Source organism: Pedobacter sp. WC2501 (assembly GCF_052682415.1).
The window spans coordinates 4,590,542-4,611,942 of the sequence record NZ_JBQZFI010000001.1 but is presented as its reverse complement, the minus strand read 5'-3'; the positions used below and the strand labels follow the sequence as shown (position 1 = coordinate 4,611,942).

At 43.2% G+C, this 21,401-nt stretch carries 22 protein-coding genes; 9 read left to right on the top strand and 13 right to left on the bottom strand.

Annotated features, from left to right (window positions below):
* Positions 1-34 precede the first annotated feature (34 nt).
* The 5 genes from ACUN24_RS19405 to ACUN24_RS19385 all read right to left on the bottom strand — a co-directional run bounded on the left by ACUN24_RS19405 (position 35) and on the right by ACUN24_RS19385 (position 5,999).
* A complete protein-coding gene (locus ACUN24_RS19405) occupies positions 35-559 on the bottom strand; it encodes an EamA family transporter (RefSeq protein WP_445564003.1) in 525 nt (174 codons plus the stop codon).
* Complete coding sequence (locus ACUN24_RS19400; protein ID WP_445564002.1) at positions 448-960, bottom strand: EamA family transporter; 513 nt, start codon at positions 958-960, stop codon at positions 448-450. The genes ACUN24_RS19405 and ACUN24_RS19400 overlap by 112 nt, the downstream gene beginning before the upstream one ends.
* Positions 961-1,374: 414 nt before the next feature.
* Positions 1,375-2,991, bottom strand: coding sequence for a S41 family peptidase (locus ACUN24_RS19395; RefSeq protein ID WP_445564001.1), 1,617 nt, complete (start codon positions 2,989-2,991; stop codon positions 1,375-1,377).
* A gap of 56 nt (positions 2,992-3,047) precedes the next feature.
* Complete coding sequence (locus ACUN24_RS19390) at positions 3,048-3,902, bottom strand: helix-turn-helix domain-containing protein (protein ID WP_445564000.1); 855 nt, start codon at positions 3,900-3,902, stop codon at positions 3,048-3,050.
* A gap of 120 nt (positions 3,903-4,022) precedes the next feature.
* Positions 4,023-5,999 carry an ATP-binding protein gene (locus ACUN24_RS19385; protein ID WP_445563999.1) on the bottom strand — a complete coding sequence of 659 codons (1,977 nt, stop codon included), beginning with the start codon at positions 5,997-5,999 and terminating at the stop codon, positions 4,023-4,025.
* Positions 6,000-6,077: 78 nt separating this feature from the next.
* Here ACUN24_RS19385 and ACUN24_RS19380 point away from each other — a divergent pair, with 78 nt between their 5' ends.
* Positions 6,078-6,671, top strand: a complete 594-nt coding sequence (locus ACUN24_RS19380; RefSeq protein ID WP_445563998.1) for a hypothetical protein — start codon at positions 6,078-6,080, stop codon at positions 6,669-6,671.
* Positions 6,672-6,867: 196 nt separating this feature from the next.
* Here the strand turns inward: ACUN24_RS19380 and ACUN24_RS19375 are convergent, their stop codons facing one another.
* Positions 6,868-7,575, bottom strand: a complete 708-nt coding sequence (locus ACUN24_RS19375) for a hypothetical protein (protein WP_445563997.1) — start codon at positions 7,573-7,575, stop codon at positions 6,868-6,870.
* A gap of 209 nt (positions 7,576-7,784) precedes the next feature.
* Here ACUN24_RS19375 and ACUN24_RS19370 point away from each other — a divergent pair, with 209 nt between their 5' ends.
* Positions 7,785-8,456: a hypothetical protein gene (locus tag ACUN24_RS19370; RefSeq protein WP_445563996.1), complete on the top strand. Its 672-nt coding sequence runs from the start codon at positions 7,785-7,787 to the stop codon at positions 8,454-8,456.
* 303 nt (positions 8,457-8,759) lie between these two features.
* Here ACUN24_RS19370 and ACUN24_RS19365 read toward each other — a convergent pair whose 3' ends face one another.
* Both ACUN24_RS19365 and ACUN24_RS19360 read right to left on the bottom strand, forming a co-directional pair.
* Positions 8,760-9,926: an FAD-dependent oxidoreductase gene (locus ACUN24_RS19365; RefSeq protein ID WP_445563995.1), complete on the bottom strand. Its 1,167-nt coding sequence runs from the start codon at positions 9,924-9,926 to the stop codon at positions 8,760-8,762.
* 22 nt (positions 9,927-9,948) lie between these two features.
* The gene (locus ACUN24_RS19360) at positions 9,949-10,698 is read right to left on the bottom strand and encodes a DUF6597 domain-containing transcriptional factor (RefSeq protein WP_445563994.1); all 750 of its coding nucleotides are present in this window, start codon (positions 10,696-10,698) and stop codon (positions 9,949-9,951) included.
* A gap of 323 nt (positions 10,699-11,021) precedes the next feature.
* Here ACUN24_RS19360 and ACUN24_RS19355 point away from each other — a divergent pair, with 323 nt between their 5' ends.
* On the top strand, positions 11,022-12,683 hold the full coding sequence (locus tag ACUN24_RS19355) for a DUF4932 domain-containing protein (RefSeq protein ID WP_445563993.1): 1,662 nt from the start codon (positions 11,022-11,024) through the stop codon (positions 12,681-12,683).
* A 68-nt stretch (positions 12,684-12,751) separates the two neighbouring features.
* Here the strand turns inward: ACUN24_RS19355 and ACUN24_RS19350 are convergent, their stop codons facing one another.
* Positions 12,752-13,846 (bottom strand): adenylate/guanylate cyclase domain-containing protein, encoded by a 1,095-nt coding sequence (locus tag ACUN24_RS19350; RefSeq protein ID WP_445563992.1) that lies wholly within the window; start codon positions 13,844-13,846, stop codon positions 12,752-12,754.
* 375 nt (positions 13,847-14,221) lie between these two features.
* On the opposite strand from ACUN24_RS19350, the gene ACUN24_RS19345 reads away from it, so the two are divergent.
* The 4 genes from ACUN24_RS19345 to ACUN24_RS19330 all read left to right on the top strand — a co-directional run bounded on the left by ACUN24_RS19345 (position 14,222) and on the right by ACUN24_RS19330 (position 16,609).
* The gene (locus ACUN24_RS19345) at positions 14,222-14,983 is read left to right on the top strand and encodes a DUF72 domain-containing protein (RefSeq protein ID WP_445563991.1); all 762 of its coding nucleotides are present in this window, start codon (positions 14,222-14,224) and stop codon (positions 14,981-14,983) included.
* A 115-nt stretch (positions 14,984-15,098) separates the two neighbouring features.
* The gene (locus ACUN24_RS19340; RefSeq protein ID WP_445563990.1) at positions 15,099-15,362 is read left to right on the top strand and encodes a DUF3606 domain-containing protein; all 264 of its coding nucleotides are present in this window, start codon (positions 15,099-15,101) and stop codon (positions 15,360-15,362) included.
* 14 nt (positions 15,363-15,376) lie between these two features.
* Entirely contained in the window at positions 15,377-16,150 is a 774-nt protein-coding gene (locus ACUN24_RS19335) for a DNA-formamidopyrimidine glycosylase family protein (RefSeq protein WP_445563989.1), read from the top strand.
* Between the two features lie 213 nt (positions 16,151-16,363).
* Complete coding sequence (locus tag ACUN24_RS19330) at positions 16,364-16,609, top strand: DUF3606 domain-containing protein (protein WP_445563988.1); 246 nt, start codon at positions 16,364-16,366, stop codon at positions 16,607-16,609.
* Positions 16,610-16,696: 87 nt separating this feature from the next.
* On the opposite strand, the gene ACUN24_RS19325 is transcribed toward ACUN24_RS19330, so the two are convergent.
* The 3 genes from ACUN24_RS19325 to ACUN24_RS19315 form a co-directional block, all read right to left on the bottom strand.
* On the bottom strand, positions 16,697-17,791 hold the full coding sequence (locus tag ACUN24_RS19325; protein WP_445563987.1) for a sensor histidine kinase: 1,095 nt from the start codon (positions 17,789-17,791) through the stop codon (positions 16,697-16,699).
* A 62-nt stretch (positions 17,792-17,853) separates the two neighbouring features.
* Positions 17,854-18,222, bottom strand: coding sequence for a response regulator transcription factor (locus ACUN24_RS19320; protein ID WP_445563986.1), 369 nt, complete (start codon positions 18,220-18,222; stop codon positions 17,854-17,856).
* Positions 18,223-18,375: 153 nt separating this feature from the next.
* On the bottom strand, positions 18,376-18,864 hold the full coding sequence (locus ACUN24_RS19315) for a DUF4385 domain-containing protein (protein ID WP_445563985.1): 489 nt from the start codon (positions 18,862-18,864) through the stop codon (positions 18,376-18,378).
* Positions 18,865-18,966: 102 nt separating this feature from the next.
* On the opposite strand from ACUN24_RS19315, the gene ACUN24_RS19310 reads away from it, so the two are divergent.
* Entirely contained in the window at positions 18,967-19,425 is a 459-nt protein-coding gene (locus ACUN24_RS19310) for a PA2169 family four-helix-bundle protein (protein ID WP_121287976.1), read from the top strand.
* A gap of 66 nt (positions 19,426-19,491) precedes the next feature.
* Here ACUN24_RS19310 and ACUN24_RS19305 read toward each other — a convergent pair whose 3' ends face one another.
* A complete protein-coding gene (locus tag ACUN24_RS19305; RefSeq protein WP_445563984.1) occupies positions 19,492-20,046 on the bottom strand; it encodes a hypothetical protein in 555 nt (184 codons plus the stop codon).
* Between the two features lie 120 nt (positions 20,047-20,166).
* Here ACUN24_RS19305 and ACUN24_RS19300 point away from each other — a divergent pair, with 120 nt between their 5' ends.
* Positions 20,167-21,189, top strand: coding sequence for an LLM class flavin-dependent oxidoreductase (locus ACUN24_RS19300; protein WP_445563983.1), 1,023 nt, complete (start codon positions 20,167-20,169; stop codon positions 21,187-21,189).
* Positions 21,190-21,401 lie beyond the last annotated feature (212 nt).

Below are 21,401 nucleotides of genomic sequence, written 5' to 3'. Positions count from 1 at the left end.
AGCAACACTATCTTTACACTTTTAGCTAACGAGGTTATTTGGCAAGATCAGAATTATCCCTGGCAGGCAGATGCCTTTGCTTTTTTTTAAAAAGATAATGCACATTGAAAATAACAACCGATACGAAAATGATACTGTATGCCGTCATTTGTAACGGACTAATGCGCTCGTGGAATACCAGTGCTGCTATCACAAACGCAATAATTGGGTTAATATTAAGCAACATACCTACTGTTGACGAGTTCAGGCCCTTTAAGGAATACAAATTCAAAAACAGCGGAATCACTGTAAAACCAACTGCTATAACTTCTATGAGTAACCAAAACAGGGTCTCTGTAGGTACAGGTCCGCTGTAGGCCGGATAAAACGGCAGTAACATTAGTGCGGCAAGCGAAATGTGAAAGGTGAGCAGGATAAACTTATCAAAGCCAACATTTTTACGCTGGCTTACCAGATAACCCGCATAGGTAAACCCAATAATAATGCGTAAACCATATCCATAATATTGGCATACGATAACATCAGGCAACCAAATATACTCAACCCAACGGCCGTCCATTGTACTTTGCTGAGCTTTTCATGTAAAAACCAGTAAGCAAGCAACGTGGTAATGATGGGGCAAACCAGATAGGCGAGTGAGGTAGCCTTAATACTTACATGATTAAGCACGTAAATAAACGAGAACCAGTTAATATTTAAGAAGACACTTCCGCCCACATTCAGCAAAAGCATGTTCCGTCTTTGCTTAGCAGGTAAGGCTTTAATATCAGAAAAGGTTTTAACTAATTCGGCACGTTTAAATAAGGCCGTAATGAATAACATCAATATCGCACAGCTAAAAATGCGGTAAAATAAAATATCCACCGAAGAATATCTGCTTAATGGTTTTAAAACTAAGCTAAAAAAGCCCCAGGTCGCATAAGCGAATATAGCGGTCAGGTAATATTTTGCAATTTTCAAAAGACAGTTGCTATAGTGTTGAGCCAACAAATATCATAAAATATTAGGGTTTATTAACCCACAGCAGGTGAAATACTAAAAAGCCGCCAGTAAAGGTATAGCCATTGATTATATGTTGTGGGCAGGTCTGTTTAAATATGTATGGCTTTATCAGGCAATTTAAAAACAAACCTGCCCAGTTATTATAAATAATAATGACCTGTGCTTAATCGGGCATTAGCATTTGCGAATGGCAAACGGAGCCCATAATTAATAACAGTAGCAAGCTAATAATCGTTTAGCGTTAATTAGCTTAAAACAAAATATTTATAAGGGAAATGGACTTTTTATCCACTGTATCTAAAGTGCTGTGTCATTCAAACTATTCGCTGTGGAAAGTAGGATACATCAGGGTAAAAATATCTACTGAGCACACTATGGCCTGCGCTTGTTTCTAAGTTGGACACCTTCGAGTTCCAGTACCTTTAGAAACATAGGATCCTTTTCATATAAGAATTTACGCCCGAAAATATAGTCTGATGAAGTTACCCTTTGGTAAAGTTCCTCTATGGAATAGCTTACCGGATATTCCACATGATTTTGAAAAGCATCTACAACGGATTTTGCTCCGGTAAAATCAATCTGTGGCTCGATCCTAAAAATAATCTTACTATTGGGCAACTGCAGGATCGAAGGATTCGTCTGAAGTCCGCCCAAAAGATTTGGTGTTTCGCCGATGCTGACCAGCTGATCATTCCTGGCAGCAAGATTGGAAAGGTTGGAGGCAGAAGAATAGATATATCTGTCCTGCAGCACATAAACCTTCCCCTTAAAGCTATAGTTCAGGCTGTCAGGCAGTACAAAGGTAAAGTTCGGAATAGAAATAAAATACATCTTGGGCTGCTTAAGCGTAGCTACATCAACGTTGAAGGAAAAACCCTTTTTACTCTTTACCGAATCTGCATTGACATTAAACTGTTTTTGGTTGTATGGGCTGAAATTCCTCCCCACCACAACATCCTGCTTCAGGGTATCTTTCATAATCCGGCCTAAAAAATTGGCGTAGGTATTGTCACTTCCACCACCATTCCCCCTTATATCCAGAACTATAGACTTTACAATACTTCTTTCGATAAAAGGCTTTAGCTGCTTTGCCAGTGAATCGCCATAGGCTTCCTCCATCAGCGGCATTTTCGCGTAAAAAATACCTTCCTTTTCAAAGTAATGTGTTGTCAGGGGGGCTGATTCGTCATTATAGCCAAATGGGTGCAGAATTTTTTTAGCGAAGCTGACGGTGTCTCCCGAGGATGCATGTAGTTGCATCCTGTTTCCCTGTTTATCCTCAAAAACCAACCGGATACCTCCTCGTTTAAAGAATTCGGCAGATTTGTAGAAGGCCTCATGGTAGACCTTCCTGTTGGTCCTATCCCACCTCAGCGGAGAAATATGGGCATATTGCTTTTTCACGAACGCATGTACCTTTAAGCCATTGCAGCTCCTGAGCCTCATTGATGCCGGAAATTTAACCCCTTTGTAGGAGAAGGGCAGCATGTTATAATAATCCCCATTGGTATACACCAGGTTCAGCTCCAGTTTATTAGTAAAATTACGGTTGGCAAACTTTTCGTACGCATGTCCATACACCATAGAAATGCTGTCAATATGTTTGATGATCCCATTGGGTATCCAGTTGGTCCGCATGATATTCAGCTGCCAACTTCCAAGCCTGCCCGAATGCCCATCCTGTGCCACATTCAGTGTCATGTCTACAATATGCAGGAAATCTGCCATCGTCGTTTTGGGGGTGATGCTCTTTCTTAACCGGCGGGCATAGCGGTCAAAATCTATTCCGCGAACCTCTTTGTTGAAATAAATAACGGGGCTTACCTGATGGATAAGGGAGACTAGTGAATCATGGTCCTCCAGCATCTGCGTGTGGCTTAGCTGGGGAACCGTTTCCAGGCCTGCCAAAGGGAAACCTGGTCTGTTAGTATTTCTTAAGGCACACGAAGTGAAAAAACAGATCGCTGAGAGAATGATAAGTTTGCGCATAAAAATCTTTATTTTGCACAAAGAAATACATTAGCTATACTAAATAATTGTAAAAATCATTCATGTTTGGATTCTTCAAAAATCCAAGCTAGCTGGTCCTGGGCTAAAGATACCTTTCCTTGCAACTTCTTTGGAGCCAACCCTGCGAAAGCCCTGAAATCTTTTATGAAATGCGCCTGATCATAGTAATTGTGATCCAGGCCAATCTGAGTAAGCGGGGCTTCCTTGCCGAGTAAGACTGGCAATGCCCTCCTGAAGCGAACGGTCTTAAGAAACTGTTGGGGGTTTTGGCCCAGATGGGTTTTGAAAAGGCGGTACAGCGTAGTATCACTAATACACAGCTTCTTGCAGAGCAGCTCTATAATGGTATCCTGACCTGAATAACTGGCCAGTCTGATGTGCTCGAGTGCTTCCCGTAGCCTGTAAGGAATACGGTCGTTAAGCTTTCCAACCAATGCTTTTTCCAACAGCCTTGCCCTCAAAACCGGATGATGCTCATCAAAAACCTGCTCTAACAGAAAGCCATCTTTAAACTGCAGGAAATCCTCCACGGCCCGATCTGTGGTCCCAATCCCATCCAGACCCTCACCTGTAAATGCACCAAGGGCAGCGGCGCGGAATATAATGCAGACCTGGTCAAGCTCTCCTTGTAGATTCACCTTAAAGGGGCTGGTATGAAAACCATATATCCGGCTTGAAAATCTGTTTTCCCCCACAGCTATACTGCAAATATTATTTTTACCATCGTTAACATAGGTCACCTTATTCTGCTTATAGATGGCCAAACAAAGGTTGCTATTGGGAAAAGTGGTGTAGTTGATCAGGTTATGGTCCGATTTTTTCAAAAAAAGAAAATATTCTACATATTTTTTCAGCAGCTCATTTTCAGGTCTTAAAATAATCGTTTGCATTGGCACATGTTCTAGTGATTTATAACGCTAATAACAACAAAGATAGAATTTAGCCTTACGAATCAATGACACAATCACCTCCATTATTACGGAATTTACCTCCAATTAATATTCTTCCCTTTAATTTTCCATTGGGAGTTCTACCTTGAATGTTGTTCCCTCGCTGTTACTTTTTTCAACGCTGATTGTGCCCTGGTGCAGCGCTACAATTTCGCGACACAGATAAAGGCCAATCCCGAAGCCAGCAATCGATCCGATCTGTGGATTTTTGACCCTGTGGTAACGCTCGAAAATAAGCTGCTGGTCTTCATTTGCAATTCCTATACCTTCATCGCTTACGGTTAACTTCAGCCTGTTTTGATCAAGTGCCGAGCAGGAAATTGTAATGCGGGTGCCCATTGCTGAATATTTAACGGCGTTTCCTACCAGGTTATAGATCACCTGCGAAATTTTTTCCCGATCCGCGTATAATATTAACGCTTGCACAGGTTCTAATACAATAATATGGGTATGTATAGAGGAAAGCATTTCTTCCTCCAGCTCAGCAAAGAGTTGCTGTAGGTCGATTTTTGATTTTTCAATCAACATTTTTCCAGAATCCAGCCGCGAAATATTCAGGAAGCTATTGATCATGGAATTCATATTGCGCACTTGTTTGACTGATTTAGCCAGTATGCTTAGCTCGGAGGCATTATCTGTAAGGTTAGCCTGCCGCTGGAGCACCTGCAGGTAGGCCTGCAGAGATGTTAATGGCGTTTTTAGTTCGTGGCTCACCATGCCCATAAAATCGTCTTTGCGCTGTTCGTCTTTTTTCTGCTCAGTAATATCCCTCAAAGTACCGTTCAGGGTGGCCGCTTTACCATTTGGATCGTAAAACACTTTTCCCCTTGCCTGTACCAGTCTTGGATCTGGCTTTTGGGGGTTGTTTATCCGGTATTCGATAAAATATTGACCGTCTGATCCGTCCCTTAGCGATTCGTTAATCGCATCAGTCACCCTTTCCCTGTCTTCATCATGGATGGAGGCGATGGCCACCGAAAGGTCCAGGTGTTCTTCGGCTGAAAGTCCGAACCAGGATTTTAGCAGGGCATTGCCCGAGAACAGGTTGCTCTTTGGCTCATAATAAAATGTCGCCAGTTCGCCTGCATCAATCGCGAGGCTAAGCATCTGCTGGTCTTTCTCGTTTCTACGACGGTCAAGTACCTGCTGGGTAATTTCTTCCAGAATAACCAGTATTCCGGTAACTTCACCCGAGGAAATAATGGGCTGATAGATCGAGTTTACAATGGCCTCCCTTAATCCACCTTCATCACGAAGTTTTACCAAAAACTCCTTATTAATCTTTGGCTTCCCGGTTAAATATACATTATCCAGCCAGATGTTTACCGGCTGGCCTTTGAGCTCCGGCCTGGCGGTATGATGGGGCTGGCCTATTACTTCTTTCCCTTCGCGTCCCCAGGTTTTTAGTATCGCCGTATTGGCCATTTCAATAATATGATTGGGGCCTTGTAGTACCGCGATACCTACCGGTGCCTGTTCAATGATGGTCCTCACATGTTCCCGGCTTTCTTCCAGTAATTTCATAGAAATGTTGAGCTCTTCATTAGTAGAGGTGAGCTCTTCCATTGTTGTTGCCATTTCTTCAATAAGCGCCTGTTCTTTTTCTTCTTTTTGCTGTATCCGCTCCAGGTATGCCCTTCTTGATGTAACCTTTTTGGCAGTATTTAAAATGCACCAGGTTTTGTGATCTGCTGCAAGCAAAGCTTTATATTCATAATCAAAGTAATCAATAGTCGGCATCCCGTTTTTAATCAGCTTCGCAGGGGCTTCGGTTACCGAGTAGCTGATACCGGTACGCCATACCTGCTCAAGGATGGGCAGAAAAGGCTGTCCTACAAGTTCAGGTATTGCCTGTATTAGCGGTTTCCCGATCACGGATATGTCTTTGCCCCATAGTGCCAGCATTCCTGCGTTCGCAAAACGGATAATCATTTCTTCACCAGTATATATGGCTGTTGGATCTGGAGAGGACTGGAGGGCCAGGATAATCAGCTCTTCGCTAAAATTGTTGTCGTGCGGTCTTTCTTCGGCATTCATCGATAATCCAAAGATAAGCAAACCGGCATATTTTTTCTCCCTTTTCTAATATTGGTTTTAGTGTTGTAACTTAACGCCATGAAAATAATGTTCTTAACGCTCACATTGCTTTTTTGTAGCAGGGCTGGCTTTTCTCAGGAAAGTGTCTGGACGAAACAATGTAAAATTTCTGAGGTGATCGATTTTGAAAGGAAGCTTGACCCGGATGCAAAATTTCTTTCTTATCATGTATCGCTTTCTAAGGAGTATTATCCCCTTGCAGACCGTTATCAGACTGTAGACCCCATTATTGTGCAGCGTAAGGCGGTTGGTGCGCTCCCGGTTTATGCAGAATATTTTTATACGCCAAAGGATTCGTTACTGCGGTTGGTTTCTTATGATTGGGAAAAGGGGCGTTATGGTGACCTTAAAGATATTCTGGAGAGCAGGAAAGAACAGGGCGGGAAATTGGAAATCTATCTGGGCGAATATGAGCGGATCAGAGGGCAGCTCGTTAAAACATTCGGCAAGCCAGATCATGCTGATGAAAAGCCAAAAACTCTTAGTAATGAAGGGCAAAAATACCTTAATCAAAATATACTTTGGGGGACTGAAGAGGTACATGCTGATCTGAACCTGATTTTTTCTGCCGGAACGCAGCGGATCAGGTTAACCCTGTACTGGAAAAAATAGTGTTGTATTTTAGTTCGGCTTGGTGAATAAGCGCTGTTTGATCTATTCTGGCTGCCATTGCTGCAAGGTGATTTATTTTATCTGTTGTTCATGAACAATGCCCAATTGTCTACCCACAGATTCTAAAACAACAACCCCGCAATCAAATTTCGATTGCAGGGTTTTAAGGGGGATAAAAAATAAACAGGAGCGCGAACTATCTGGCCACCGCAGACATCGATAATAATTCAGACCGCTTGCTTTGGGCCTGCTTAGCTGAAGTATCGAAGGTGCTTTGTGCATCTGACGAACCATCTTTGTCTGCAAAGATCCTTGTTGTGCCTATAGGAACTAAAAAGATATTGGCCTCATCTCCCTCTTTCGATACCAGATAATGGCTCCACATCAAATTTTTCATTGTGCCGCCTGCTGCTTCCCCGCTAATCACGTCAAGCGCAACGTAGTTAATAGTTCCCTGTTTACCTTTTACCTGTGAGAAAACAGTGAAGCGATTGTTTTCGCCTGCTATATAGGTTGCATTATTGTCACCACCGCTATCGCTGCTGCCACTTGCAGTTTTATATGCCATACCCACCGTATAATCTTGTGTATTTTGATTTTTAAACTGGAGTTTGTAATCATTGAAATAGGTACCTGCACGGTTGCCACCAGAATTGTCGAACGTGCAATAAGTGGGGCTAAACAAAAATATTCCGTTAATATTCGGTGGGGTAGTGCCACTATTAATGGTCATTCCATTTTTCTTCAGGCTATCGATAATTGCCGGTGTAATAATGTTGTTTAAAACCTGCGGAAAAGTTGTTCCAAGCGGACCAGTTGGCTCGTCATCTTTGTTTTTTTTACAGGCGCCCATCATCAGGGAAAATAATAGCAATAAGGCTAATAATTGTTTTAGATTTTTCATGGTATTTGTTTTTGTCAAATATATCGCTGCTTTCAGCAAAAATCCTATACCTGTTTTTTGGTAATTTTTAAAATCCGCCGGATCGATTTCAGTTGGACACATCGTAAATAAGGCCATGGATTCAAAACCATTATTGTTTGTGATGTACCTGGGTTCGGGAAAATTTTTCTTATTTTAGGTAGATTAAAATGTTGAAAATTATTTTCCTTATGACTAAAAAACTGTTATCTATTTTGGTGTTGAGCTTAATGTTTGGTTTGAAAGCTAACGCACAGCACAAAACAATCAATCCATCGGATGTAATTCCGTTTCAGGTAACGGTCGAAAAATCTGTCTATAAAGGTAAAAATGCCTTAGCCCTGGAAATAAAAGGTGAAGCTGATGGAGACAATACACTTGCAATCTTGAAAGATATTGATTTTCATAACGGGGTAATTGAAGCTACAATTAGCGGGCAACCACTTAAAAACGCCGGAGAAACAGCTCGCGGGTTTGTAGGTATTGCGTTCAGGGCAGCTTTAGACGCTTCTAAAATGGAGGTTTTTTATTTACGTCCTACTAATGGCCGGGCAAACGATCAATTACGCAGAAACCACTCCAGCCAGTATATTTCTATTCCGGGATATCCCTGGGAAAAATTAAGAGAGGAAACACCAGGACAGTATGAAGCGTATGTAGATATATTGCCTGCCGAATGGATCAAAATAAAAATTGTAGTAAAGGATGAAACTGCCAGGCTGTATATTAACGGTGCTGCACAGCCCACTTTGATTGTAAATGACTTAAAGCAGGGTAAAGTTATGCGGGGAAGTATTGGGTTATGGGTAGGCCCCGGCACATTGGGTCACTTTAGTGATATTAAAGTAACTAAACAAGATTGAAAAATATATAAATCCAACCATCTAGCCTAAATTAAAAATCTCATAAATTTATCCAATATCCGGTATTTCTACCCACGCCACGCTTATTTGTCGGGAAAATTAACGAAGTTGTGCATTACACCAACATGCATAAAGGCGGTTAATTGCTGCATTGGAGTGGCCGGAACTTCATTGAGGCATTTATAAGTCTTTTAGCGTTTCATAAATCCTAATGCTTCATATTTCAAAGTGTTAGTCCTTACAAAGTGATGCATTTACCCTAAGCTCTTTTTTACGTGCTGTCCAAAAGTAAGATCTCATCGTTTATGTTCTGCTAAAAAAATTAGACATCGTTAACAGGGCATTGGCGTGGTGCATCCTTTCTCCGTTTTCCAATGATTCTCCTGCCATTTCTGAAGCTCTTTTCCGCATTACTGTTTCATACGATGCAATGGCTTCATATATAGAAGCGTGATGGCTGCCGGTCAGGCTTTCACTCAGTTCCAGGGCATCAAGCATCGCCATATTGACCCCTTCTCCTGCAAACGGTGGCATTACATGGGCAGCATCACCGATCATGGTAACATCAGGAAGGCTGTCCCAGGTTTGGTCTAAGGGCATGCAGTTGATTGGTCTCGGAATAAAAGGAACCGAAGCATTTTCAAACAGCGGGTACCAGAGGTCACTCCATCCCGTATATTCTTTCTTAAACCATTCCAGCACCTGCAAGCGGTTGGAGAAATCTAAACCGCTTCTTTCCGCCCAATTTTCTTCAGTTTTAAAACTTGCATAGAATCCGATTTCACCACCTGCTTTCTGTCCCATTAGAATATCTTTTTCATTTCCGAAAGCCATTAATTTACCACCACGGAGCAGCCTGGTAACTTCGGGCACTCGTTGTTCAGCATCATCTATATTTCCCTCAAGCATCGTAATACCCGAATAAAATGAATTAATCCCAGTGATGTAGGGCCTTATTTTTGAGTTGGCACCGTCTGCTCCAATCACCAGGTCAGCATACGCTTCCGATCCGTTTTTAAAATGTAACAGCCAGCCGTCTTTTTGTTTTTCCATAGAAAGGAATTGGCTGCCCCAAATTATATTTTCAGGATGCAATGCGTCCAGTAATATCTTCCGTAAAGCACCCCGGTCTATTTCAGGACGGAAATGTTCATGCCCGAAATCTTCTTCTCTTGTGTATTCTGAGTCATGGTCGCTGAAAACCACTTCACCATTTTCATCGGTAATCGTCGTTTTGTCGGCTCCAGGCATATAATTGTTTTTAAACGCATCCAGCAATCCTGCTTTCCGTATTGCAGCCAGCCCCGAAGATTCGTGCAGATCAAGTGGCGAACCCTGTACCCTTGCACTTCGGTCAGCATCCCTTTCATATACTTTAACATCGATGCCCTTCAGTTGTAAAAGCCTTGCCAGTGTCAGTCCGCCCGGGCCACCGCCTATAATGGCCACCTGCTTGTTTTTTAGTAACATATTTTTAAATTAGACCACAAAATTACTTTCGGCCATAGACTAAAAATTGTAAAAAACGGTCATTTTTGTTTTTATACAACTCTTTAGGTGCAACTCCCGAAAGTCGTTTAACCTCTTTAATAAAATGAGACTGATCGGTAAAATTGAGTTGGGGATAAAGCGTTCCATCTTTGATGTGGGAGAGGGAAGCCTGAAAACGAAGGATTTTACAATAAGCTTTCAACGGAAGCCCGAACTGTTGATTAAAATACCGGTTAATCTGGCGTGGGCTCCACGAAATCTTTTCACAGAGTTCAGCAACAGAAATTTCGCCGTTAAGCGCAAAAATCAGGTCAAATAATTTACGTTTGCGCATATCCACATTTTCAGGTAGGAGTGCTGTGATTTTCTTGGTCATGGTATCACAAAAGGCATCAAAATCATCGAGGTCTTCTATACTCAAACCCCAGAAATCATTTGGCATTTGCTTCCCGCTATTGATGATGTCGGCCACCGGAAAGCCGAAAATATATTCTATGGCCAGCGGATTAAAACTGACCGAACATAAATGCGATACCTCCCGATCCGGATATTTAGGTTGGGTCTCCAGTCCCAGTAATGCAACCCGTATTTGGTTGTTATTGGTTTTAGAATAAATCAGGTCAATTCTTCCATTAGGAATAACCACCGCCTGGTGATGATTGGTAAAGTTCTGCAGTGAGGAAAAACAATAAACAAAATCTTTTATCGGTTCCTTAGGCAGAATGAGTTTAAAATCCAAGGTGTCTTCCATGGTTAAAGAATATTTCTGGTAAAAATAATTGTATTATCTGCAGAAAAAAACCGCTCTCCAATATAACCAACATTTTGGATTTTAAACGCCGGATTAAGCTGTCGGTAACCTGCCGGAAGAACCAATGTCTGCTTCATACATCAGCAACATTACGAATATACATGTGTGCTAAAATCGAACGTTATGTTTCAATTCCGAACATTTTTAAAAATCCAAATATCTGTAACAGTTACATAATCAGTTGCTTGGGTATGGCATAACTGTTGTAAACCGAACAAGCCAGCGCGTTATGCTGTAAACTAATCACTTCATACTGTTATTTTATGCGATTAATATTACGTATTTTATCATTACTCTTATGTTTAAGCCATTTTGCTTTGGATGGCTTTACCGAAACATCTTCTGCCAGGTCAACTTTCCAGGATTGCCGGCAAATCGTGAATGGCGTCAATTTTAGTGTCGATCCGAGGATTGAACTTTTTAATACGATGGAAGTGCTCAGTGGCATTCCACTGGTTAATTTTATCGAAACGGATTACAAGCAGAAGATTTTAATCCATTTTGCCGCCTATAAAAATCATGCGCTTTTTGGCTATTTAAAACGAAATGATCTTTATGGGAAAATTTTCAGTTCCATTGATGCACCGATTTGGGCAATGCTTCACATGACCAACGACCTGGAATGGCGTAAGGATATTCCTGTTTCTGAAGCTGAAAATCCGGCGCAGGATTCCCTGCGGATTTTGATGAAAGATTTTGCGAAAAAATCGGATTATGTGAGGTTTTTTAATAGTAATACAGACTTTTACCGGATATCTTTGGCAACCCTAACCTACAACCTGCCGAATTTTAATGAAAAAGAACGCCTGCTGAACTATTGCGGAGACGGTAAGGGAAAAAACATACAATTCAATGTGGTCCTGAATTTTCTCGGCTGGGGGAATTTTGGACCCCGGATTTTTAAAAAAGGCAGCGCGGAATTGTACGCGGTGATCGCACCTGAAAAAACGGCCATCAGGGTGCCTACTTTCGACGTTTCTGCTTTGTATCGATTGTTATGGCATGAATTTGCACACTCCTTTGCCAATCCGGCAGTTGAAAAATACGAAGTACAGTTTGATCAGTTTGAATGGATGTGGGCACCTATAAAAGAGTCTATGAAAAGACAGGGCTACGGCTCCTGGCAATCGGTGGTTAAAGAGCATCTTACCGAAGCAATTGCCTGCCGTATGGCAGCATCGAAACTCGGTGAAAATGCTGCAGATCTGAACTTTGTACGGCGACAATATGGTATGCGCTGGATCTATCTTCATCCCTTACTGGATGCGCTCAAATACTACGAGAAAAACCGCCGGCAATTTCCGACGCTGGAAAGTTTCATTCCGGAAATTATAAAATCTTTTAAGCAGGTGAGTCCGGGTGATATTGACCGGTGGATGGCAGCAACCGATGCGATCAGAAAGCCTGATGTTAACAATATGCCGGCAATCGATGCTATCTATGGTCAAAAGAACATTTTGTTTATTGTTTCTACTGGCGAACCGGATCAGGTAGCAGATAAAAAATTGAAAGATTTTATGAACAACTTTAAGAACCGGATGGCTGAGTTAAAAGATGCAAGGGTAGTGGCTGATACGGTGGCACTAAAAATGGACCTGTCTGCTTACCACCTTTCCGTTTGGGGAACACCGAAGGGTAACAAATTCCTGCAAAAATGTTTTGATCAAATTCCACTGCTGATCGAGGATAATCGGGTAATTGGTGAGAATATATACGAGGGAACGGGTTATGGAATCTTGATCGGCTGGGTTAATCCATTTAACAAGGAAAAATTAATGGCCATTTATACAGGTCAAAATCCTGCAGATGTAGTCGATTTTAACAACATTCCGAATGGTTCAGGAAATTACCATATTTTCAATAACAAAATCACGATCAAGCAAAGCACATTCAGCCGCCAGGGCGATATTTGGTTCGCAAAATAGTAAATAGGGGAATGGTTTGGAATTGCCGCTATTAGCGTTGTAACAAAGGCGTTTTGGCATATCAGGTGTTATCCAGGCTTATAAACAGTAACCGAGAAGATCTGCATCGCTGCGGCCCTGCCCTTTAAAAGATGCTCTCCAACGGGTGTAATCGTATATTCAGCAGGCAGATGGAGTTGGCTGATCAAATCATCGGAGACCAGCAGATCTACACCAAACTGATTGCAAAGTCCCTGTAGCCTGGCTGCTGTATTAAGCACATCACCAGTGTAGATAATTTCTTTTTTTAATGAACCGATCTCTCCCGTGGTTACTGTTCCAGAATGCAGCCCTGCTTTGAAGTCGGGTACAATTCCGAATTTACTGCTGTACTTTTCCCGCGCTGTTTCAAACAGACGTTTCATTGCAAAGAAACATGGGATACTATTGTTTAGTCCGTTCTTCAGTTTCCAGCACACAATCATCTCATCTCCTGCATATTGATAAATTTCGCCTGCATAATCAATAACAGCGCCGGATAGGTCGAAGAAATATTCCCTCAACAGTTTAAAATATTCTACGTGGCCCAGCTTCTCGGCTATCGTTGTGGACGACTTCATGTCAAGGAACATAAAAATTCTTTGCTCTTCTACAGGATGATGGTATTTCCCGAGAAAAAAGTTGAGTAGTGTGCCCGGTCCGATGCTTTGGCTAAATTCTGCATAAAATTGAGCTATGACTACTATTGAAGCAATGTAGAGCACTACACCAATCAATGCATAGTCTTTAAAAAAAGCCCATGCTGGTGAAGACAGGTCTGATAGTGCGCGCATATTCCTTACGTACACAATATTTATGGCAGTAATGGTTAAAAGAAAACCAATCACAATAACCAGGTAAACAAATGATTTGAATATGATTTTTGTGGTGAAACTCTTTTTAATCATTCGGTTACCAAAATAGCCAACTTCGAGAATGCCCGTAGTTAGCCCGATCAAAAGTCCCCCGACTGGAATGATGATGATATTCCCTATAAAATCATAAGGAACGCCCGTAGCAGGGTAGTGGTCCAGGTTACCGAGGATACTTTTTTCCAGTATGCAATAAATCAGGCTAAAGATAAACCATAGGACGCCGTAAGGTATCACACGGGATATATTCCTTTTAGTTTTAGGTGATAACATGGTTCATGGGATTATTGGTCGTTGTCCAAATTAAGGATATTTTTTATCATCTCCCAGGGGGGGCTCCTGCCGGATTAAAGGAGCGCTTCATCAGGATCAGCAAAATTTTTAATCACTATTTTTATAAATGTATCATCAATTTTAGAAATAATTGTATCCTTATATGTTACAGTGCATTAAATTCAAATAAGAATGGTGAAATGGTCAGCCATTTACTGGAGCCGGGTTCTGAGGCTAGGTGTGCTCGCCAAAATACTGGTGGACTGGCTTAGGATTGGACGGATTGTATTCTGGTCAGCATGTTGTTTTACTTTAGGTGAGGGATAAACAGCATTGGCCAATTCAACAATTTTCTGTCCCAGTTGTTGAGAGAATATGGACATCGCCTTTGAAAACTACTACTCGGGTACCAGCGGGCTACTATTACCGGTTCCCAATAAATTGCACTACCCGAAAGAATTCCAGGAGAAGAGCCGGCTTTGCTATTACGCCTCACTGATGGATTCTATCGAGATTAATTCTTCCTTTTATAAGGTACCGCAGGTATCCACAATGAAAAAGTGGGCGGCGGATGTGCCCGAGGAATTTCGTTTTACCTTTAAGCTTTTCAAGGAGATTACCCATAACAAGGACTTGGCCTTTGATCCAGAGGTCGTGTCCAGGTTCTTTTCGGTCATTTCGCATGTTGAGGAGAAAAAGGGTTGTCTTTTGGTACAGTTCCCCCCGAGTGTAAGGATTTCTCATTTTGTGCAGCTGCGTTTTTTAATGTCGGTGCTTAGGGATAATGATCCTTTTGTTGAATGGAAGATCGCTTTGGAATTTCGGCATGCTTCTTTATACATAGATGAGGTGTATGAGCTTTTGGAAGAGTTTGGGCTTGGTATGGTAGTTCATGATAAGTCGCCTGCCAGTTCTCCTGTGAGGGAAAGCCATCCTGATTTTATCTACCTCAGGTTCCATGGTCCGGGAGGAAACTATAGGGGAAGCTACCCTGACGACGTATTGTATGAGTATGCAAGTTATGTAACCGAGTGGCTGTCGGAGGGCAAAAAGGTATTCGTGTACTTCAATAATACTATGGGAGAGGCGCATGCCAACCTGAATATGCTGCGCCAGATCGTTAGGGACACTTATTAGTATTTGCTGAGCATTTGGCCTAAAACTTTTTGGGTTTGAACAATGTTTCATTCCTGCAAATCGATCAGCTATGAGACTGGACAAATACAAACAAAAGAGCTTAGAATAGATGATTATGGAAGATAACAAGGATAATTTTGGTTTTGGGGGAAATATCCCCGATCCAGATGAGATCATGGAACGCTACCCGATTGAAGATGATTCAGATACGCTGGAGCCTTTCGACGATGGCTCGGAGCACAGGGAAATCAATGCCGATGATCCCGTCGATGTTGCCTATTGGGCGAAGGAGTTTCAGATTTCAGTAGACGATCTGAAAGCAGCGATCGTCCTGAACGGGAGTTCGGTAAGGGAGATCAAAAAATATTTGAGCGTTTAATCTTAAAAATTGTTATGGCTGAACTACCGGACTTGGAAGTATTTGCGCAGATCATCTCGCGCCGGTTCAAGGGAAAGTCCCTTGAGGAGTTGGAAGTGAAAGTGGTGAAAAGGCTGAACGTGAATGCTGCACAGCTCAAGGCAAAGCTCGAAGGAAAAAAGCTTTCGAAAGTTTTGCGCTATGGAAAAACTTTGCACTTTCACTTCAGTAAAGAAGTTTTACAGGTTCATCTCATGCTTCGGGGAGAGTTGGAGGCATTGAAGAAAGATTCGGAGCTTCCGAAATATACCATCCTTGCTTTTCATTTTTCCGGAGGCGATGGGTTTGCGGTCGTAGATATGTTACGTGCGGCAACACCTACCTTAAATCCCGATGCTGCCAAGGCACCAGATGCACTGGAAATGGACGAGGATTATTTTGCCGGAGTGCTTTTTAAGAGCAAGAAAATGGTGAAGGAGGTGCTGATGGACCAGAAAAAGATGCGAGGGATCGGCAATTCATACGCTGATGAGATCCTGTGGGATGCCGGCGTATCCCCGTTTTCGGTCAGCTCAACGATACCAGAAAAAATCGTGAAGAAATTGTTTAAGAGCCTGGGGGCTGTTTTGAAAGAAGCCATTGCTGCTATCGCAAAAGAGAACGGTGATGAGCTTCGCGGCGAGCTGCGCGACTTCATGAAGGTACATGGCGCAAAGGTTGAGAAGTCCCCGTCCGGGGCGGTCGTGAAGTCCGAAAAGATAGGCGGAAGGACCAGTTATTATACCGACGAACAGAAATTATTTTCCTGAAAACAATCCCGAAAATATTTGTGTTTAAGGAAAAAGAGCAAGATGCAGGCTTTATCCCGGAGTAGGAGATGTGGTACCGGGTGGAAAACGATGAACGAGCTGGAGGAAGGGTTCCTGTCCTGGTTGGCGAGCTGGTCTCTGATCACCATGTGTAACCTGTTTCAAAAAAGAATACCTATAAATTTATCATACGTCTAACTAAAAGAACATATTATGGCAAAGTCAGGACCAAGTGACAGAAAAAAAGTAAACTCTTCGGAGGAGTGGGAGATTTCACACGTAGCAACAAAAATGAATGTAAGCACCCAGGCAGTTGTCGGGGCTAAACGTGCAACAGGTTCTAATGAAAGAACCGTAATCGAAAAGTACCTATCTGATAAAGCAAGCAAGAGCACCGGCCAAAGCGCTTCAAAAAGTACTGGCGCTACCAAGGCAAAGGGTACGGGCAAAAAGAAATAACAGGAGATTTCCCTGGCCGCAGGCCAGGAGGATTAATTAATTTTCTTTTAAGGGTGCGCGGGTCTATTGGCCTGTCGCATTTTTTGTTTAGTGGGAAGCGCTCGCCGATGTATCTTTCAGGATGATCTTGAATGTCGACCCTTTTCCAACTTCACTTTCCACGCTGATCGTGCCGCCGGCTGAAGTGAAGATCGCATTTACCAGGTAAAGGCCTACACCAGTCCCATCTACACTGGTCTGGATGCGCTCGAATTTTTCAAAAATCAGTTTCTGGTGGGCATCGCTGATCCCGATCCCGTTATCGGTTACGCAAATGGTCATGTGCCCCTCCTCTAATTTAGAGCTGATAGTAACCTCGGGCCTGATTTCCATGGGTGTATATTTAATGGCATTGGAAATCAGATTGTACAGGGCGCTACGCAGCTTTCGGCGGACAAAGGTGATCTGCGGATCTTTTAGGTCGAGCTTAATCATGGCTTTGCGTTCAGATATCTGCTGGGAGAGTGTGAGCCTGACATCCTCGATGATGTTCTGCAGGTCAAGCAATTCTTCGGAAGCCTGGTAGCCTGTGGGCTGAAGGCGCGTATCGCCCAGACCGTCAACCACAGTTTTCATCGCCGATAGACCGCTTTCGAGTTTGTCGATAAGTTTTGGAAACCTGTCAGACTGCTCAGGAGAGAGTTTTTTGATCAGCTCAATGGTTAAACCCAGGGTATTGATCGGCTGTTTGATATCATGGGCAATGGTGTCCAGCAAAAGTTCATGTTCAGCGATCATTTTTTCCTGTTCCTTCAAATCCCGGATCCTTGGGGTAATGTCAACAAAGGTAATGATCACCCCGTTTGTGGTACCCTTGCTTTTGATCTTATAAGGGATGATGTTCATCTGGAACCAGTCGCGGTCAATGGTTTGGATTTCCTTTTCAAGTATCTCCCCACATTCGATCACAGTTTCGATGTTTTCGATGATGGTTGGGTAGCGGAAGGTCTCTGCAATTTCTTCAAGCGGCTTTCCGATATACTCGTCCCTGAGCTTGAACTGCTTCATTGCAGGGGGCGTAAATTTTCTCAGCCGAAGGTTGGCATCGACAAAGAGCTGGGGGATAATGGTGTTAGAAAAATAGTTTTCCAGCTCCTCGTTCAGCTCGGTGAGTTCGGAAATCTGGTCGTTCTTGCTTTGCATGGCCATGGTGGGAATGCGGCAAGTTAGTCAATTGGCGGCGGGCTTCCTATTTATCTTTTTGGTCAGCTTCTATTTTCGCTTAGGCGTTTGGCAATCTGGCCGCTAAGGTGGCCAATGTCAAATGGTTTTGCAATGAAGTCAGATCCCGGGCACTGCCGTTTCACGTCTGCAATGTCGCTATGGGCAGAGATCATGATTACGGGTATATTTTGCGTTAAGGGATTTTTCTTGAGTTCCCTGCATATTTCCACACCATCTCCGTCGGGCAGCATCACATCCAGCAGGTAAAGGTCGGGGATTTCAGTGGAGTGCTCAAGAAACGCTTTAATGGTGCAAAAGGCGCTGATCTGGTAATCCTCTTCTTCCAGGATCAGTTCATAGAGTTCTATCAGGTCCTGGTTGTCCTCTAGTATAAATATCAGCTTGGGCATTTTGGCAAGGGGCTAGCAAAGGTGTATGTATCTTTCAAACCCTAAATCACTATGTATTGTTTCATTAATCGTCTTTCTGGTGCAAATGGTTTTGCGGTTTCTTGGTTATTCTTAAGTTTATCATTGGTTTATACCCTTGTTACGGGTGCTTTGCTATCCTAGCCGTTTTTTCCAGTCTGCCTTCAGCGATTTGTAGATCGGGTGGGCCTCTGCCAGTTTGTAGGCGGAGTAGAATATTTCAGCAGACTGTGCTTTTTCTGCCGATCCGGTGCCGCGTTCCAGTGGCTTATAATCTTTGTCCCTGTCGTATTTCTTTCCGCCTTTGTAATTGGCGTACCGCCTTGCGCGGGTGTAGCCCATCTGCAGGTATTTTCTTGCCATGTCTGCCCCCACGAAATCATTTGCCTGGATGTAATTACTGAACATTTCAAATATCTTTTCACTGCTTTCTTTTGCAACCTCTGGTGTCCTGAACCTCCAGAATTGGCCGATCTCTGATTTATAGGGCTCGCAGATCAGAACGCCCTGTTCGCCCTTGCCGACCCTGTATTTTTCGGGCTTGTCTTTATAATCGATGTCCTGCTTCCATGGGTATTTTTCGCTATCAAAATCAAGGTAGGATGGTTTTCTTTCTGTTGGCATAGCTAAGCAACATGTCGGCTTATTGTTATGTTTTTATTGCTTGTGTGATTTTGCCAAAACCTTATAGGGTTGGCTGCTGTTTGTTAGAAAAAATCATTTACCATGGAAAACAATCAAGAGATCATTTCGGACCTAAAGGGTCTGGTATCCATCATCAACGATGGAAAAGAGGGATATAGTTCAGCAGCAGAATCTACCGATAATGTGGAGCTAAAAGCAGTGTTTTTGAAATATGTTGCAGAACGTGCCTTGTATGAAAACGAGTTGAAGGCACACCTGGAAAAGCATGGCGGGGATTCGGATAACCAGGAGGGTGGAATACTTGGAGCGATCCATAGAACCTGGATCGATATCAAGGAAGCGCTGACCGATAAAAGCGAGACTGCTTTGTTAAGTGCAGTCGTAACTGGTGAAAAGGCAGCACTAGAAAAGTATGACATGGTGATAAAGGACAATGAACTCCATTCTGACCATTTAAATTTATTGACCACCCAGCGCAACGGTATTGCTGAAGCCTTGAAGGAGATCGAGGTGCTGGAGCAGAAATATTCGGACAAGTAGTTGTCGGTTTTTGCGGGGATAAGATAGTTGTAATAGCTATGCGTTAAAGTATTTGTGAGCGTTAATTTATAAGCGGGAAGGACCTTTGGTTTTTCCCGCTTTCTTTTTTGCTATCCTGGGCTTAGTAGCGGCCTTTTGCTTATGCTCTTTAGGTGCAGGGGCTGCACTTTTTGGCGATTTGCTTACAGGCTTTTTCAACGAGGTTTTCTTCTTCCGTGCATTTTTGATGCGGTATTCAAGCAGGTACAGCCTGGTCTGCCATTTCTCGATGATGGTGTCGTCGCTTTTTGGAAGGCCTGTTGATTCCAAAAGACCGAGTACATGGGCCAGTTCCCGGGTGCTGTCTGCCTTGGCCTGGTTTTCTTTCAGCCAATCTTGTTGTTTGGTTTCGTGCGATTTCCGGTATTCGGCTATGGCCATTTTGATGAGCTTAACCTCATCTTCTTTTGATTTAGTTTTGCGCAAAAGCACCATCTGCCTGTTCCACGCATGGGAATTGGCAGGATCTGTTATTGCAGATTTCCGGTAGAGTTTTAATGCGGCAGCATTATCGCCCGCTCTTTCCAGTTCGAGCGCAGCAGCAAACTGCTCTTTTGACCGTATCTGTTTTCTTCTTGACATGACTGATTTTGGAACAATTAGCCTGGGCTATTGTTTGCTGAAGGGGATTGGAGGTTATGACTACACGATGACCTTTGCGCTATAGGAGTAATGGTAACTTTGGATTTAGCAATTAATGAAATGAAGAAAATCGGATTTTTATCGTTCGGGCATTGGTCGGAACATCCCTCGTATCAGGCGCGTACCGCCAGTGATACTTTGCTGCAATCCATCGACCTTGCCGTTGCGGCCGAAGAGATCGGCCTTGACGGAGCGTATTTCAGGGTACACCATTTTGCAAGGCAACTGGCATCACCCTTTCCGTTGCTTTCAGCGATTGGCGCAAAGACTTCTAAGATCGAAATCGGAACGGGCGTTATCGATATGCGCTATGAAAACCCTTTATATATGGTTGAGGATGCTGGTGCGGCCGACCTCATCTCTGGTGGCAGGTTGCAACTGGGCATTAGCAGGGGTTCGCCCGAGCAGGTGATCGATGGCTGGCGGTATTTCGGTTTTGCACCAAAGGATGGGGAGAACGATACTGATATGGGAAGGCAAAAGGCTTTGGAGTTTCTGGAAAGACTGAAAGGCGAAGGTTTTGCAAGGCCCAATCCAAATCCAATGTTTCCCAATCCGCCGGGACTGTTAAGGTTAGAACCATATTCTGAGGGACTGCGCGAGCGCATCTGGTGGGGAGCCGCTTCCAATGCAACTGCTGTTTGGGCGGCAGAGAACGGAATGTACCTGCAGAGTTCTACTTTGAAGTTTGATGAAAATGGCAAGCCTTTCAGTATCCAGCAGGCCGAGCAGATCAGGCTGTACAAGGAAGCCTGGAGAAAAGCGGGACATGATCGCGAGCCAAGGGTTTCTGTCAGCCGTTCAATATTTGCGTTGATGAACGATCAGGACAGGTATTATTTCGGGCAGCAGGGAAAAGGGACGGATAGTTTTGGCTATATCGAGCCAACCCAAAGGGCGGTTTTCGGTCGGGGATATGCCGCTGAACCCGATCAGCTGATAAAGGAACTGGCTGCCGACGAGGCGATACAGGAAGCGGATACGGTACTACTAACCATTCCAAATACCTTGGGCGTAGATTACAATATCCATGTGCTATCTGCCATTCTGGATCACGTTGCACCGGGACTTGGATGGAGATAGATTAGTTTGGTTTTTTTTAAATCGAACAAAACAAATTGCCGGCGATGGCGTTTATATTACGAGAGCGTTAATTTAGATGAGCGGGAAGAGCCTTTGGTTTTTCCCGCTTTCTTGTTTTATTCCTTACTGTAATCTTTACACTTCGAAGGTAAACTCGAAAAGCTGTTTATGAAAAATTTTTATGATCCCTCCCTGTCTTAAAACTTTCAGCC